14 protein-coding genes are annotated in these 16,230 nt (G+C 64.1%); 1 reads left to right on the forward strand and 13 read right to left on the reverse strand.

The features are described 5' to 3' along the window. Positions 1 to 24: 24 nt before the first annotated feature. From N5C18_RS18230 to N5C18_RS18285, 12 genes are all read right to left on the reverse strand, one after another. On the reverse strand, positions 25 to 774 hold the full coding sequence (locus tag N5C18_RS18230; protein WP_279945330.1) for a putative type VI secretion system effector: 750 nt from the start codon (positions 772 to 774) through the stop codon (positions 25 to 27). Beyond that, positions 771 to 1,025 (reverse strand): hypothetical protein, encoded by a 255-nt coding sequence (locus N5C18_RS18235; protein WP_279945333.1) that lies wholly within the window; start codon positions 1,023 to 1,025, stop codon positions 771 to 773. The genes N5C18_RS18230 and N5C18_RS18235 overlap by 4 nt, the downstream gene beginning before the upstream one ends. Then, the gene (locus N5C18_RS18240) at positions 1,022 to 1,795 is read right to left on the reverse strand and encodes a hypothetical protein (RefSeq protein WP_279945334.1); all 774 of its coding nucleotides are present in this window, start codon (positions 1,793 to 1,795) and stop codon (positions 1,022 to 1,024) included. Before N5C18_RS18240 ends, N5C18_RS18235 begins: the two co-directional genes overlap by 4 nt. A gap of 216 nt (positions 1,796 to 2,011) precedes the next feature. Further along, positions 2,012 to 2,725 carry a putative type VI secretion system effector gene (locus tag N5C18_RS18245; RefSeq protein WP_279945335.1) on the reverse strand — a complete coding sequence of 238 codons (714 nt, stop codon included), beginning with the start codon at positions 2,723 to 2,725 and terminating at the stop codon, positions 2,012 to 2,014. A 13-nt stretch (positions 2,726 to 2,738) separates the two neighbouring features. Next, positions 2,739 to 5,657, reverse strand: a complete 2,919-nt coding sequence (locus N5C18_RS18250) for a T6SS effector BTH_I2691 family protein (RefSeq protein ID WP_279945337.1) — start codon at positions 5,655 to 5,657, stop codon at positions 2,739 to 2,741. Then, entirely contained in the window at positions 5,644 to 6,582 is a 939-nt protein-coding gene (locus N5C18_RS18255; RefSeq protein ID WP_279945338.1) for a DUF4123 domain-containing protein, read from the reverse strand. Before N5C18_RS18255 ends, N5C18_RS18250 begins: the two co-directional genes overlap by 14 nt. Beyond that, a complete protein-coding gene (locus N5C18_RS18260; protein ID WP_279945339.1) occupies positions 6,572 to 9,328 on the reverse strand; it encodes a type VI secretion system Vgr family protein in 2,757 nt (918 codons plus the stop codon). Before N5C18_RS18260 ends, N5C18_RS18255 begins: the two co-directional genes overlap by 11 nt. A gap of 224 nt (positions 9,329 to 9,552) precedes the next feature. Continuing rightward, positions 9,553 to 9,987 carry an SseB family protein gene (locus N5C18_RS18265; RefSeq protein ID WP_006470037.1) on the reverse strand — a complete coding sequence of 145 codons (435 nt, stop codon included), beginning with the start codon at positions 9,985 to 9,987 and terminating at the stop codon, positions 9,553 to 9,555. An 86-nt stretch (positions 9,988 to 10,073) separates the two neighbouring features. Then, complete coding sequence (locus N5C18_RS18270) at positions 10,074 to 10,433, reverse strand: transcriptional regulator (protein ID WP_279945340.1); 360 nt, start codon at positions 10,431 to 10,433, stop codon at positions 10,074 to 10,076. Further along, on the reverse strand, positions 10,430 to 10,732 hold the full coding sequence (locus N5C18_RS18275) for a type II toxin-antitoxin system HigB family toxin (RefSeq protein ID WP_065178056.1): 303 nt from the start codon (positions 10,730 to 10,732) through the stop codon (positions 10,430 to 10,432). The genes N5C18_RS18270 and N5C18_RS18275 overlap by 4 nt, the downstream gene beginning before the upstream one ends. A 49-nt stretch (positions 10,733 to 10,781) precedes the next feature. Next, on the reverse strand, positions 10,782 to 11,120 hold the full coding sequence (locus N5C18_RS18280; protein WP_279945342.1) for a hypothetical protein: 339 nt from the start codon (positions 11,118 to 11,120) through the stop codon (positions 10,782 to 10,784). Positions 11,121 to 11,123: 3 nt separating this feature from the next. Further along, positions 11,124 to 12,158, reverse strand: coding sequence for a S41 family peptidase (locus N5C18_RS18285; protein ID WP_279945344.1), 1,035 nt, complete (start codon positions 12,156 to 12,158; stop codon positions 11,124 to 11,126). A gap of 379 nt (positions 12,159 to 12,537) precedes the next feature. Between N5C18_RS18285 and N5C18_RS18290 the strand changes: the two genes are divergently transcribed. Beyond that, positions 12,538 to 12,969, forward strand: coding sequence for a hypothetical protein (locus N5C18_RS18290; protein ID WP_279945345.1), 432 nt, complete (start codon positions 12,538 to 12,540; stop codon positions 12,967 to 12,969). A gap of 180 nt (positions 12,970 to 13,149) precedes the next feature. Here the strand turns inward: N5C18_RS18290 and N5C18_RS18295 are convergent, their stop codons facing one another. After that, a complete protein-coding gene (locus tag N5C18_RS18295) occupies positions 13,150 to 16,179 on the reverse strand; it encodes an autotransporter domain-containing protein (protein ID WP_279945346.1) in 3,030 nt (1,009 codons plus the stop codon). Positions 16,180 to 16,230 lie beyond the last annotated feature (51 nt).

The following is a 16,230-nucleotide window of genomic DNA, read 5'->3' on the forward strand; positions in this document are numbered from 1 at the left end:
AAGCGTGGTGTGAGGAGTCGCTGATCAGTACCTGAAATAGGTATCGCCCAGCGCTGGATGGTCACCCGCCCTCTTCTTCAAGTTTGTGATACGCCTCAGATTCAGATATTTCCCATTGACCCAGCCAAGAGATTTGAATATTGCGTCAGCCATCCTTGCATAACGCGTGAAGCGAGAACCAATCCTAATTCCAATGAAGCACGAGACAGAGACACAGCTAAGAAATATGTAAAAAAATCTTCTCAGGGAAGACCAGTCCCAGGGAGTTTCATTAATCGACCCAAAGCCGGCAACCAGAACGTATAGAGCAGCACTTGGCAGTGAGAACATCAGCGTGTACTTCATGACACCGATCCAGTGCGCCCAACTTCCAGAGCTGACATGGGGATATGACACAATCAGCCGTTTATTCTCATCCAGAACTGACAGAGCAAAGAATTTCCCATCTTCGACCCTCTTTCCAACGACCTTTACTCGATCCCCTTCACTGAATGGCCAGTTCCAAAGCAACCCTTCCACTTGAGTTTCGCCAAGTCGGAACTCGACTCTAGTAACCGGCTCAGCCATCTCCTCAGCTGACATCATCGCCATCCCGGCTGCAGGCCCACTCAGCCCCAGCGCGGCTGCAATAGCACCAGTAGCCGCGATGCCTGATCGATCACCTTCTCGCCAGAATACATTTTCCACAACGTGCTTGACTCGCAGATCGGAGATGGTGCCGGTTTCGGTATCAAGCGGCCCCCTCTCCGAAGACACATCTACTTCAATTTTCATTGCACCCTCAACGTAACCGAGCCAATAGCCTGGTCAAACGCCAGCATCTGTTCTCGCGTTGTGGAATAGGTCTTTCCAACGAGGGCACGCTCACCCTTTCCACGCTCAGCACTTTTTCCGAATGCATTGTTCATACACCACTTTTCTAAGTCGTTCGGACTGACAGCCCATACCAAGGCTTCAATGATGAGCAGAACCAAGGTAACTTCCCAACCGCCCAATCGCAGAATCCATACACCAAGTCGTTTCATTGCCTGCGATGCAACGACACTCCCCCCTCCGTAGCCGCAGCAGCTTCAAGCCCTGCTTTCAGGCCACGAAGCCCCAAAGTCACTGAGTTGCGTCCCAGACTGCGCTCGATCACGGGAGAAGAGTAGGCAAGCGCGGTGAGGAACTGCGCTCCGCCCGCAGCCGCCGTCACGAACGCTTTAGTACTCAGAAGTATGTCGGCAGCAAGCTCTTGCTGTCTGTCGGCAGCTTCAGCGTCTAAACAGCTGTAGTACACCCCAATAAAACTACCCGCCCCGGCCATCACACTTCCGGCAACCTTCATCCGTATGGCACTGGCGCTCCCTTCGCCAAAAAGCTCCTTCGCCACAGCCTCGTGCACACCGGTATACACCGCCACAAGCGACATTCCAGAGGCCAATAACGTCGCGCAGTCACGCGTCTGCTTGTCCACCTTCGTGGCCAGATGGATGAAGTTCACCATTTCCAGAACGCCGGTCAGTGAGTTCAGCCGGACAACATTGCGACTGCTTTCCGCCGCAGCCTGCCAACGCTTGCGCATCGCCAGCGCGCCGTGATGCAGCTCCAGATCGCGGAGCGCGAACTGCATCGGCAGTGCACTACCCTTCTTGCGATAGAACTGGATACGCCCCAGGAAGTAGCGCTTGCCTTGCTGGCCACTGCTCAGTTCTTCAGCCACCAGGCTGATGGCCTCATCGCGCTCCATCAACGCCCGTGTCAGAAGCACGAACCGGACCATGGCATTGCCGGCGGTGTCCTGGATGCCCTTCATCGGGAATCGATTCAGCAGGAATGCGCCGGCGGTGGTGACGAAGCGATCAACGCCACTGTGCACGGGCCGCCCAAAGGCGATAGATGTCAGGCGCCATCAGCACGCATAACCTCGCAATGTTAATAGTCAAAGCATGCACCGCCAAGTGCAATGCGGTCATCCCAATTCCCCTGACCAAGGAAGTTTGGCTTGAATTCCGCAATAAACTCACATCGCTCAGTATCTGAAATAGGTATCACCCAATGCAACATGATCACCTTTTTGACGCGCCGCCCTTGTTATCTTCCGCAAGTCAATTGCCGCCCCTCGACTCCAACCAAGCGCAGAGAATATCGAATCCGCCATCTTTGCATAGCGAGTGAATCTGCGCCCAATCCGGTACCCAACCGCAAGAGAAAAAACTATCCCTGCAAAATATGCGTACACAAGAATCTCAACCGACAATGACGAGACTACAGACAAAATACCCAAGAAGACTGCCCAGTATGGAACGGCAAACATAAGAGAATACTTCGCTACAGAAATCCAGTGCGCCCAACTTCCGGCACTTACATGCGGATAGGAAACGATTAATCTCTTACTCTCATCAAGCACTGATAGAGCGAAGAATTTCCCTTCGCCATCTCGCTTTCCGACTACCCTGACGAAATCTCCCTCGCTGAAAGGCCAGTTCCAGAGCAGCCCTTCAACAGGCACCTCACCGAGTAAAAACTCAACCCTCGCAACCGGCTCTTCCATTTCCTCTGAAGACATCACCGCCATACCGGCAGCGACGCCGCTGTGACCCAGCGCAGCGGACAAAGCACCAGTCGCAGCCATTCCCACGCAATCCCCATCTCGCCAAAAAATATTCTCCATGACGTACTGAACCCTCTGACCGGAAATAGTTCCGATCTCTGTTTCAAGCAACACGTCCTCACCAACACTCACTAGAGCACCCCACCTATTGAGACCGAATCGAAACCGAGCCAATAGCCCTTTCAAATGCCAGCTGCTGCTCCTGTGCAGTCGCATAGACATCGTCGGGCGAGCGACTCCCTCTCGACCTGTCACCAATCCTCTTACCGAAGACGTTGGTCATACACCACTTCTCCAGATCATTCGCGCTAACAGCCCATATCAAAACTTCGACGAGCAGAAGACCCAAAGCTACCTCCCATCCACTAAGTCGCAAGATCCATGTACCGATACGTTTCATGGCTTGAGAGGAAACGATGTGCCCGCCTTCTCCACCCGCCGCTGCCTCAATGCCAGCCCTTAAACCTCTAAGGCCGATCGTTAGTGAGTTGCGTCCTACCACGCGCTCAATGACAGGGGAAGAATAGGCAAGAGCGGTCAAGAACTGAGCAGAGGCGGTAGCTGCCATTGCTCCCCCCTTTATCACCAACGCTATAGGGGCGCGCATACCAAATTCACTTGCCTTCTCAGCCTCCAGGACGCTGTAGTACGCCCCAATAAAACTACCCGCCCCCGCCATCACACTTCCGGCAACTTTCATCCGTATGGCACTGGCGCTACCCGCACCAAAAAACTCTTTCGCCACAGCCTCGTGCACACCGGTATACACAGCCACAAGCGACATTCCAGAGGCCAGTAACGTCGCGTAGTCGCGTGTGTCCTTGTCAACCTTGGTTGCCAGATGAATGAAGTTCACCATCTCCAACACGGCCGTAAGGGAGTTCAGGCGGACAACATTGCGGCTGCTTTCCGCCGCTGCCTGCCAACGCTTGCGCATCGCCAGCGCGCCGTGATGCAGCTCCAGGTCCCGAAGCGCAAACTGCATCGGCAGCGCGCTGCCCTTGGTTCTGTAGAACTGGATACGCTCCAGGAAGTAGCGCTTGCCCTGCTGGCCACTGCTCAGTTCTTCAGCCACCAGGCTGATGGCCTCATCGCGCTCCATCAACGCCCGTGTCAGGAGCACGAACCGGACCATGGCGTTGCCGGCAGTGTCCTGGATGCCCTTCATCGGGAATCGATTCAGAAGGTAGGCACCTGCGGTAGTGACGAAGCGATCAACGCCACTGTCGCGAAGGATGCGGGCACTGGCGGTGGGGGGCGCGGCCTCTTTCTGCGCCGCCTCCAACTTGCGGTAAAGGGCCAAGTAAGACTTCAGATGCGCGGTGCCTGCGACAAATGCCGCCCAGCCTGCGCCGGCCACATCGAGAATCGTGTTGGCGCACACCTGCGCCGCCGTGAGTGTCTGCTGCAGCTCCTTGCGAGACTCTTCGTCGTTCTTCGCAATGACTCGCCAGAGCAGGGATTTTCTTCCGGTAACTTCTATATCGTGGGACAGTTCAGTCAGCAACGCACGGCCTATCTCGTGCATACCAAGCACGGCGATCGCCTCTGTGATGATCTCCTCGAACCTCTCCCCTTGCGCCGCAGACTTGCCGTCAAAGTCTTCCAGCGTCGCCAGCAGCAGATCGTGGCGGAGCCAGGCAACCAGCACCGACATCTTCGGTCCCAGCCGGTCGAGTACCTGTTGCGTCATCGCGTCCATGTTCCTCTTGAACGCGGTGAAACGGGGCTCGTCAATCAGCGGCCAGTACTTGTTTTTCCACGCATCCTGGGCGTCCTTCAGATAGAGCGGCAGGAACTGGCGCTCATACTCCCGCGCGAGTTCCCGCTTCTCCTCCTCGGAGAGCTTTACCTTGGGGTCCCATGAGGGAAGCGAGGGATTGCCGAGGCGGCGCTGCCGCTCCACCTCGCGGACGGTCTGTGCTGCGTAGTTCCCTGCCATCACCGCACCGTTGAGCTCCAGCAGGCGCGAGATCTGTTCGATCTGGTCAACAGCGCTGACTTCCAGTTCGCGCTCGCTCTTGAACTGGTTGATGCAGGCGACCAGGTCATTGCAGTAACCACTGAGCTCGTGCACGACGCCAACCGCATCCCACAAGCCCAGCAGCATGGGCGGGTACTCCTGACGATCACTGCCGATGCGCCCGTTGCTGCTGTGTTGCTTCAGGCGCTCAAACCGCTGCTGGCGCGGGTCGACACCGTCGCTACGAGGGTAATCCCGCCGCGACCAGGGGTAACGCGTGCCATGCGCGTGCAGCCGCACGTTGCGAAGCGCCCCGTCCGGATTGGAGGCACCCGGGAGTGCGCTGCTGTACGGAAGGTCTGGCGGATCGCCTGAGGGGTTATCCAGCCATCGATATTCCATGATCGAGGCCAGCCCGGCGGCATCCTTCAATGGCGCTTGGTCGCCTTCTGCTCTCGCCGACGTGATCCATCTGGCTGGCTCGATCGATTGCATCCGCTCGGCGCGCAGGGCCGGGTCGGATCCATAGCGATCCAACGTCGCTGGCGTCCAGGGGTGTTGGGAGTAGGCCAGCCAGACCGTCCCGCATACATGCGGGCGCTGGATGGTGATGAACTCCGTGCGCATCGGATCGTGGCCACTGCGGCCACAGCTGGGCAGGCCACCGCCTGCGATCGCGCGCGCACTGTAGGCGGTGGGTTGCCGCCACAGGGTGCCGTTTCCGGCGATGGCGTAGCACTCCCAGTACTCCGGACCGTAGGGACCCTGCTCGTAGTACAGGTACAGCAGACCCTGGCGCAACGTTCTGAGCGCGTAGGTGTATCCCGCCGCACTGACATCAACGTCGCTGGCGTGTGCGGGCGACAGGCCACCAAGGCTCACGTTGCAGCTGGCAGGCACCACCGTGTAGCGCACCGGCAGGATGGCCAGCCCAGTGGAGCGGCAGACGTCGCAGGCTGATTTCTCTGTCTCGTCCGGCAGCGTGGCGGCAACCGCCGGAAGATCGACGATGTCTGGACTGCCCGCGCTGCGGATCCCGACGTTGCTTTCACCCGTGAAGGGCCCGCTGGAGTCGTACCTATCTTTGCTATCGCGCGTCATGTGCCCCGTCTCCCTTGAACGCACTTGCGTATGTGGACTCCACGATGCGGATGTCCTGCCACTCCGTTTCGCCAATCCGTCGAATGAGATCGCCATACCGCTCACCGTGCGCGATCTGCGCCAATAGCGTCTGGACAGTGGGATGCCTGTGGAACTGAGGCCCGATCAAGAGCGCATGCGTGGCGAACAGATCCAGATCAGTACCGCTGGAGACACCACAACGGCGCCCCTCTCCGACACTGCGCTGCACCTGCGCGAACGTGGCGCGATCCGGTGGGGTTCCGGCCCGCAGCGCGCCGATCCACGCCTGGTTCAATGCACCAATGGATTCCAGCTCGGGCCAGGACACGGCAGGGTCACCGGGCAGTGCAGGCGCGACGGCGTTGCTGATGGCCCACTCTCCCCACCGATCCAGGAACATCCACGTGGTCGCACCTTCAAACCGATACGCCCGTTGCGAACGCGATGAGCACTGCAGGAACAGGTCCGTCACCATCGGGTCGTAGAAGCGCAGCCACCGCTTCCGGCCCTGCGCATGCGGACAGTGCGCGACCGCGCGCTCGGCAAGCTGCCTGGCCAGCTGAGGTGTAAGCAACGGTGTCCATATCCACGCACACGCACGCTGTGGGCGCGCAGCCAGCAGCGACGATGCCGAGCGCTGTGCCATCGCCATTTCCACCGTCTGGCCCGACAACAGGGAGTGCGTACCTTTGCCCAGGTCGAGGGGAATCAGGGACGGCCACAGGGCCTTCGGTATCTGTCGAATGGCGACGGGAACCGGCGTTATCCCGACCGATTCCAGTAGCGCGTCGAAGGCCTCGTCCCTCTCGCATCGATCTTCCGCCGGCTGCATCAGAAGGTGGCATTGCCCCGCACTGCTGCGGTTGATGGCAACCAGCTGTTCGCACAATGCTTCAACCGACATCGGCGCAGGCCTCCTGTCGGCGCACGGCGGCATTCAAGTGCGGCTCACAGCCCTTGAAGCGCCCTTCAGGCACCTTCGCCTCCACCGCCACACTCGCCGGCCCCACCCAATCCCGCTGGCTGGCCTTGAACTCCACCTTCCCCGGCGCGCCCAGCTCGATGTTGTCGCCCTCAATGCGAATGTAGGCCCCTGCCGCCGTCGCCAGCAGATGCTTGCTCGGCGCCGACAGCTGCACGTCCGCTTCGGTACTGGCGATGCGTACCTTGGTCTTGGCCGCCACGATCATCTGGTTCTTGTGCGCACGCGCGCTCACCTTGCCCTGCGCGGCGTGCAGTGCGATGCCGCGCTCCTGGTTCGGGCTTTCGCCGCTGGGCTGCACGCCGGCGGTGTACATCACCAGACCGCCGGCCACCGCCATCGTCAGCGAGCCCTGCGTCATCCAGTTCAGTGCCACGCCGCTGGCCAGCGTGGTGTGGGTGCCGCTCACCCAGACCTGGTCGGCCGGGGTCAGGCTCAGCACGCCGGCCACACCGCTGCCCAGCAGCACCGGCGCGCTCCAGCCCGGTGCCTCGCCATCGCCACCGGCGATGCTGCCGGCGGCACTGCCGCTGTGGGTGGCGCGCAGCGTCTCCTGCAGCTCGGTCAGGGTGGTGTCCACCGGCAGTTCGTTCGGCTCGCCGGGCAGCTGCGCCTGCTGGTTGGCGGCCGATTCGGCCAGCTGCTGCAGCAGCTGCTGGCTTTCCTGCAGCTGGCTCAATGCCTGCGGCGCGGCCATCTGCGGCGTGCCCTGCTCGGTGGTCAGCAGCAGGCCGCGTCCGGCACGCAGCGCGCCCTGTGCCTGGGTGGACAGCTCCACGCCAAAGCCGCGCTCACCCTCGCGCACGTTGTCCTGGCCGCCCTTCAGATGCCCCAGGGTCAGCGTGGTCTCGTGCTGGGTGGTGGACAGCTGCGCACGGCCCTGCCCGGGGGTGTCGTCGAAGCGCAGCTGCTGGTAGCCGCCGGTGCCGCCCTGGCTGTCGGCCAGCGCCTGGCTCTTGAAGCCGGTGTACACCGCCGCGTGGTCGTTGCCCTCGAACCAGGCGGCGGCGTTGCCGGTGGCGGTGGCCCCCCCACCGTTGATCTGGTTGTGCTGTGCGTCCTGCTGGCCACGGCCGTTGTAGACCGCACCGACCACCACCGGGCGGTCGATATCGCCTTCCAGGAACGCCACCAGCACTTCCTGGCCGCGCCGCGGCAGCACCACGCCGCCCCAGTTGTCGCCGGCCCACGGGGTCATCACCCGCACCCAGGTCCAGGCGCCTCCGTTGGCCGGGGCGTTGTCGTCGCCGCCGGGATGGGCCAGGCCGCTGCTGGCGTTGCCGCCGCGCTGCCACGGGAACTGCACCTTGATGCGATGGTCGCGGTCGGACAGCAGCGGGTCGCCGTCGCTGACCACGATCGCGCTGAGCGTGCCAGTGATGGTCGGCCGTGGATGCAGGTGCGCGCCGTGGCCGTCCTCGGTCTGTGGCCGGTAGTTCACTTCGGCGGGGATGGCGACGAAGCGGTTGTCGTAGAACGCGGTGGACACCTCGCCTGGCGGCTGGCCATAGGCCAGCCCGGACAGCGCGTCCGGCAGCGCCGGCACCGCCACGCTGGCCGGACCCAGGGTTTGTTCCAGTGCGTCGAACACGTCGGCATCGAGGTTGTTGCGCGCCTGGTGCAGCACCGACAGGCACAGGAACTGTGCGTCCTCGCCGACCTGCGGGTGCTGCGACAGGCCAAAGCGCGCGCCCGGTGCCAGTGCCCGCCATTGGCCGGCGCCATCGATGGTATGGGCGCGCACGCGCAGTGCGTCCAGATGCTGCTGCGCGCGGCGCTGTCCGCGTGCGTTGTCCTGCCAGCCATAGGGGCCGCAGGTATCACGGTCGACAATGCCCAGGTCGTTGCCCTGCCCGGCCTCGGCGCTGGCCTGGCGACGCTCCAGGGTGCGGTAGTCCCAGGTCGTACGTTCGACCTTGCCCGGCCGCCAGCGGTGCGCGGTGGACCACCGCTGCACGCTGTCGCTGCGCTCGCTCTCGTCGCGGCGATGGAAGCGCACGCGGCCCAGCTCCGCGGCGTCGTTGCTGTGGTCGGCCAGCACCAGGGTGTGCGTGCCGAAGTCCGCGCCGCCGGGCTCGCCGGCATGCTCGAACCAGTAATAGATGCCCTCCTCGGCCAACAGCCGCTGGACGAAGGCAAGATCGCTTTCCTGGTACTGCGTGGTCAGGCTGCGCCGTGCGTACTGGCTGGCGTCACCCAGCGACCAGCGCCAGGCCGGTGCCAGCCCGCTGTAGTCGGCGAACAGGTCCTCGACGATCTCGACCACGGTCTTGTCGTGGAAGACGTAGCTGTCCACCCGCTGCGACAGGAACGCCAGCCACGGCTGCAGGCGCAGCCGATAGCGCGCCAGGCCGCCATTGCTGCCCAGCCGCTCGGCGGCGGTGATGCGGCCATGCAGCGGGCGCAGGCTGCCGTCGGCCTGTTGCAGTTGCAGCAGCGCGCCCTGCCCGATCAGCGGCGCCAGCTGCAGGCCGGCGTCCAGCGACAGCGCGGTGATCGTCCACTGGAAACCCATGCCGTCGATCTGCTCGACGCCATCGAGGGTTTCGGCCACCAGCACATCGCTCCCCAGCGACGTGTGCAGCCGCAGGAAGCGCTGGGCGTGCGAAGGGCCGGCCAGCGCAGAGCGCAGGGCGGGCCATTGCGGAGCAGGAACGGAGCCATCCATGGAGCAACGCGCGCAGGGCCAAGGGGCCGTGAGCGTGTTGCTGAAACAGAGGCCGAGGAAGAGGGAATTGCGACACGGCAGACAGGTCCACCGTGAAACGCAGGCGCTACCTAGGTGTCGCGCCCGCTAGGAAAACTACGAAATGCCGATCGCATGCAGAACAGGAGGGCGTTACCCGCCAAGTGGCCGACCTGAAAACAGCAGCGAGCCAGCCAAGGCAGGAATCAATGCGCCATGCCACGCGTGATCGCTGCAGCGCGCTGCTTCAGCTGGGCCACGGCATCGGGAATCATTTCCATGCCCACGTCCAGGCCCGGGTTCAGCACCAAGCCGACACCGTCGCCGATACCGGCCAGCAGCGCGTGCACCGCGATCGGCATCGCATGGGCAAACTGCGGCAGCTGCTCGTGCCACAGGCCGGCGCGCTCGGGCGAGGTGAACACCGCGAACATCGGTTCGCCGCTCTCGCTGGTCAGCACCAGCGGCGAGATGCTCTCATCCCAGGCGCCGTCTTCGCCGATGGCCTTGTCCAGCAGCACGAACGCCGTCGAGGTCAACAGGCCATCGAGGAACTGCGATGCGGTCAGCGTCCCGTCCTGGGCCTGCAGCAGGCGCACCTCGAGGTCGTTGAGGGGTTCGAACGGGGTGTCGTGGTCCATGGTGGGTTCCGGTACGTGATTGCAGGCTGCAACTTTAGCAGGCCGGGGGTGAGGCACGGCAGCGCATCCGCTGGGACACGCGGGCTTCAGCGGCCGATGAGGCTTTCCGCGGGAATGCCCAGGTTGCGGTGAAGCTTCCGGATCATTTCCAAAGTCAGGCCTCGCTTGCGATTCAACACCTCATAGACACGGTTGAGCTGGCCGATGGACGGCACCAGATCCTTCACGGTCAGACCGCCCTGCTCCATGCGGAAGCGAATTGCCTCGATCGGATCTGGCGGTTCGATCCGGTAGTGCTTCGCTTCGTAGGCTTCAACCAGCGTCACGAGAATTTCGAATCGATCGCCATCCTCGCTCCCCGGCTCCGGCTCGTTGTCCACATAGGCCGAAATCTCGCGCAGAGCGTTTTCGTAATCGCTTTCCGTACGGATGGGCTGGATGTTCATAGAAGCTCCACAGTGTCGGCGTCGATCCGGTCGTACTCGGCGTGGGTGCCAATGAACTTGATGTAGACCACTTGAAACCTGTAACCCACAGCGACGATAAGCCGGTAGCTGTTGCCCTTTATGTTGAACACCACACGACTGTTCGCCACGAAACTTGCGCTTGCGTAACGTTGGCGTACGTCGTGCGGTGTGTCCCATACGGCGTGCCTGACTTCGTCATACCAGGACCTCAGCGCTGCTTCCGAATCGGGATGGCGTTCCCAGAATCGTTTCAGCGTCGCCAAAGCAACCACTTTCATTCGCAGATCCTAGTCCCAAAATGGGATATAAGCAACCCTCTCATCTTCATCAGCCACCGATGAATCCGTGCCGCCACAGCCAGCCCAGCAGGGCCAGGCCAGCCACGACCACCAGCATCAGCGGCAGGCCGAAGCGGTGCCGCCACGGGATCGGCACCCCACCCAGCTGCTGGTCCATGGTTTCGGTGTCCAGTAGCCAGCCGTGCTCGCAGCGGGTGCAGGCCAGCTCGTATCGGCGCTGGTAGGCGAAGCCGAACAGCAGGTCGATGCGCGCCATCTTGTAGCGCAGCTGCGGCGCGAAGTCGGTTTCCGTTCCGCAACGCAGGCAGTGGTGGGCTTCCGTAGGACCGACGATCACCACCCGTTCCTGCTGGCCGATCAGGATCATGGATCAGCGCGCCTGGCAGGCGGGCTGCTGCAGCAACCACTGCTGCGCCGCAGCCAGCGTGGCGGCATCACTGCCGGTGCGCTGGTCTGGTTCGATCTTCAGCCCATCCCCCTGGCCATTACGGTCCTGCATCACGCTGGTGGTCAGCAGCAGTGCGCTGCCATCGACCAGCGGCCGCATCACGTTGGCAGTGGACAGCCCCGAGGTGGGTTGGCCGAAACTGCGCGTCTGCGGGCGACCGCGGAAGGCAAGCACGGTCGCCTCGCCGGAACTGGCGGTGCGCGGCCCGGTCAGCACTGCCACAGGCGCGCCGGGGTGTTTGAGCAGATAGCCGGGCCCGCTGAGATCGACCCGCACGTGCTCGCCATGACGCACGCTGGACGGCGTCAGCTGCCAAAGCGACGAACCATCTGCGGCAGCGAAGGAACCCACGTTCTCGTCGGCGCTGGGCGTGACGCGCAACAGCGGCGCCGCGCCCAGCAGCATCGGCCACATGTTGCCACCGGTGTTGCCACGCAGATCGACAATCCAGCCGCAGCGGCTGCCATTGTCCTGGTCATCGATGATCGCCTGCCAGCGCTTGGCACGCTCCATCATCTGCTGGTGCGCCGTCGGGCCCTGCATGACACCGTAGCCCTCGATCTCCACCCGGCCGATACGCGGGTCCAGTACTTCGGCCGGGGCCGTCGTTGCTTTCGGAGCCGCTGTCGCTGCGCCATTGGCGCGCGCCAGGCGTTCTGCCTTCGCCTGCAGCTGCTTTGCGCTGATCCACTCGCCATGCCCGCCGGAACTGCGGCCGGTGGCCTCCTGCAGCACCGCGCGGGCCTGGGCCGGATCATTCTGCGCCGCCTTCAGGCGCGTACGGATGGCCGGCCAGTCCACGCGGTCGCGGTACAGCGACTCCTTCTCCAGCATGTCCAGCAACTGGGCCTGCGCCTGTGCTGTCGGCAGGTCGATGACGGCCGGTGCGGCAGCCTGCGCGCTGCTGCAGAACAGGGCGCCCAGTGCAGCAGCGATCACGCGGAGATCAAGCGACATTCGACGTTCCTTCGTCTTGGATGAGTACCGCAGCATACGCGCTTGCCGCTGTCGTTGTATGTCGGCTTTGGCACGCGCCGCGCACAACAACATTTGCAACTTTGCCCATGTTGCCACTCGGGCAAAAGCGCGAAGGTGGCTCTGCCGGCGCGCTTTGCGCTGGCCGGGATTGGCGTCCTGAATGAAGTTTTTCACGAGCAGGCTTGCAACGTCGTTGCCGGCCCGAACAATGCACCGTCCGTCGTTCTGCGGCGGGCGGTGCGTGGGGATCCCCGGATCCGCCGGCGTCATTCCTCGTGGAGAGCTTCACCGGCACGCCAACCCGCACCGCCCGCCACCTTGCATCCCGCAGGTGGCCTTGCCTTGTGAGGTTGCTGCCATGAACACGCCCTACCCCGCCTATCCACGTCTGCACGCCCTGCTGGGCGATGTCCTGCCCGGCCTGGCGCTGCCCACTCCCGTGGCTGAAGCGCTGGAAGATGCATTGTGCGAGGGCGACGGCGATGCCGCGCCGTCGGCCTTCTTCGCCCGGTTGCGTGGTATCGCGCAAAGCCACGCTGCCGATGGCCAGCCCTGGCGCGAACGGCACCTCGGCGAGTCGCGTGGCCGGGAACTGGCCGAGGCCACGCGGTGCCTCGCGGCGGTGTCCGCCTGCGGGGGTGTGTTGCTGGCGGCGCAGTCGGCGCGCGAGATGGATGATGCGGCAGCGCAGTGCCCGCCGCAGGTGGAGGAAGGCCTGCTGCATGCGGTGGTGGTGCTGGCCGATCATGCGGGCGGGTTGGTGGCACCCGGTGCACGCGCGGGATCGTGACGCCGATGGATTCGTGTCGACCAAGGTCGACACCCACCAGAGCAGATTATGGCGTCGGTTGGAACGCGGAGCAGGTCATGGCGCCGGTTGGAATCCAGAGCGGATTGGAATCCAGAGCGCATCATGGCGGTGATGGGATGAGTGCCGACCGAGGTCGGCACCCACCCGGGCGCGCGGCCGTCACCAGTCCGCGCGCAGGCCGATGTTGCCTTCGATGATGCGGCGCTTCTCGTTGCGATCGCCGCCCAGTTCGCGGGTGTAATCGGCCACCGCATAGGCGCTGATGGTGCGGTTGAAGCGCCCGACCACACCCACGCCGGCTTCCAGCGCACGCGAGCGCTGCGAGTTGACGATCACGTCGTCGTCGAAGCGGATGCGATCCTCGCCGGAGCCGCCGTGCCAGTAATTGAGCTTGAAGTACGGCTGCCAGCCGTTGTCGGCCAATTGGTAATCGCCAGCCAGGCGCAGGCCGATGCGGCCGGTCCAGGCGTTGTCGTTGTCGAAGCGCACGCTCGATACCGCATCGCGACGGTCATCCAGCGCGGTGCGCTGCCAGATCACCTGTACCTGCGGCTCCAGCCACCAGGCCGACTGGCCGAACTGCAGCAGCGGCTTGCCGGCCTCCACCGACACACTGGTGTCATCGCCCTTGATGCCGAAGCCCAGCCCGCGCGAGGAACGCACGCGACCGTCGTAACGGCTCTGCATCGCCACCGCATCGATGTAGCCACCGGTGCTGCCGGTGAGTGTCCAGTACAGGCCCACGTGTTTGTCATCCAGGCGGTTCTGGCCCACCTGCACGTTCTCCCAGCCCAGCGCCAGGCCGGTGGTCTTGCCCTGTGCGCGGGTGCGGCCGACAAACACGCCGATCTGGTTGCGATGGTTGTCGTTGGCCGCAGCCCACACATCAAGACCGGCCTGCAGGCCCATCACATCGCCGTCGAACCCGGGCTGCGCATCGCCCTTCCAGTGAATCTCGCTGCTCTGCCCGACCAGCCGGCCCCAGGCGGTGCGCAGCGCGCCCTGGTTGTACAGCAGGCGCTGCTCGCCCTGCCGTTCGTGGAACGTGCCGAGGCTGGCCAGAGACGCCTCGCGCAGCAGGGGCGGCACCACCGCGTTGGTGGCGGTCTCCACGCGGTACAGCGGCACCACGGCGCCTTCTGCCGGGCGCGCATCCGGTGTCGGCGGCGCGCCCGTGCCAGGCAGGCTGCCACCGGCCACCGGCACCTCGGGCACTTCCGGATCGGTCGGCGGCGGCGCCGGCGGTGGCTCCGGCGGCGGTGGCGGTGGGGCGGTCTCACCGGCGGTCAGGTCCGGATCGGTGGCGCCTTCGGGCGGCGGGGGTGGCGCCGGCGCGATCGGCGGCGGCGGGGCCACCGGCGGTGTTGGCGGTGGCGGCGTGACGGTACCGCCGCCATTGGGCGCCGGAGTTGGTCCCTGCACCAGCGTCGAGCGCAGGTACCAGTTCTCGCCGGTGCCCGCGCTGACCCCGCCCTTGAACAGGAAGTACTCATAGGCACCGGCCGCCACGGGCGCAAACAGCGAGAATGCGCCCGGCGCGGTGGTGGCGCCATTCAATGCCTGCACCACCAGGATGCCGTCGGTACGTGTCGCCGCACCACCGCCGCCCACGTTGAGGATGCCGATGCCGGTGCTGCCGGTGGCCGTGCCGCCGTCGAACACCAGCGTGTCACTGGCCGAATCATCGGCCCCCAGCACCGTCTTCAGGTACACGCCACCGCCGTCTCCGCGGTAACTGCCGCGCACGGTGAAGGCATCACCGGCGCTGCCGCTGGCGGTCAGGTCGATGCGCCCGGCATTGACCACGTTGACCAGGCCCGATGCCGCGAACGGGCGAATCGCGTAGTTGCCGCCGCCAGCGAACAGCGTACTGGTGTCGTCGACGGTGAGCGTACCGGTGCCGGTGCCGGCATCGCCCAGCACCAGAGCGCCGTCGAAGGTCAGTTCGGTGCTGCTGGCCAGGTTGATCGTTTCCCAGTTCTGGAAGCGCCCGACGCCAGTGGTCTTGACGTTGGTGAGGTTGAGCTGGTCGGTGCCGCTGCCGCCGTCGAACAGGGGTACTGCGCCGACGTGGGTCTGGGTGAGGTTGGCCAGGTTCGCAACGTCGTCATCCGGGCCCATGTCGATCGCACCGTAGACGATGCCGCCATCGGTCCAGTTGAACGTGTCATTGCCGGTGCTGAGCAGCACCTGGCCGCGCACGGTGCCATCAGTGATGGTCACGCTGTCGGCACCGCCGCTGACGCTGATGTTGCCGCCGATGTAGGCCGTGCCCGAGATGATGATGGTGTCGGTGTCGAAGCCGGTCACCACGTTGCCGTCAACGGTACCGCCGGACATGTCCCACAGGTTCTTGTCCAGCTTCATGTTGACCCGGCCGATGCGGCCACCGGTCATCCAGGCCCGGTCGCCATCCTCGAACGCGCCGATGATGCGGCCACCACTCATGCGGAAGGTGTCGATGTTGTCGCCCTGCTGCAGGGCGCCGACGGTGCCGCCGGTCATGACGAAATCGTCGCGGCCACTGCCCTGTGCGACCACGCCGGTGATGGTGCCGCCGGTGACCGTCATCTGGTCATCGCCGCTGCCCTGGTCGACACGGTCGAGGGTACCGTCGTTGAGCAGCAGCACATCGTTGCCATCGCCCTGCAGGACACCGCCGGTGATGCTGCCGGCCTGCATCTCCAGGCGATCATTGCCGGCACCGAACTGCACGCCGGTTCCGCCACTGAGCGTTCCGCGGTTGACCAGCACGCTGTCACCATTGCCGACGAACTGCAGGGCGATGTTGTTGCCCGTGCTGATGCTGCCAAGGTTCTCGACGCGGCTGCCGCCGCCGAGCTGCACCGCCACGCCGCTGAGCGAACTGATCGCGCCCTGGTTGGACAGCAGATGGCCCCCTGCGCCGACCAGCGAGATGGCGGAACCGCCACCGCTCTGCTGCAGCTGGGCGCTGCTGGCAACGTTGACGGTGATGCCGGCCGCGCCGCTGGCAGCAATGGGAACGGTCTGCGGGTTGGGTGCGCTGGCAGTGCAGGTGACCGTCTGGCCGGCAACGGGCGCAATGACGTCACAGCCGGCCCAAGCGACGCTGGCGGACATCAGCATGACGGAGGGAACGGCCAGGGCCTGCAGCACGGAAACGGTGAGGCGGCGCGGACGAAACGCGCGCGGGACGGCACGGGACATACAGCACTCCTGGACAGGGGATCAGGAACTGCGGATATGCGGTACTGCGAG

The sequence above is a fragment of the Stenotrophomonas sp. GD03930 genome, from assembly GCF_029839665.1.
Lineage (GTDB): Bacteria > Pseudomonadota > Gammaproteobacteria > Xanthomonadales > Xanthomonadaceae > Stenotrophomonas > Stenotrophomonas forensis.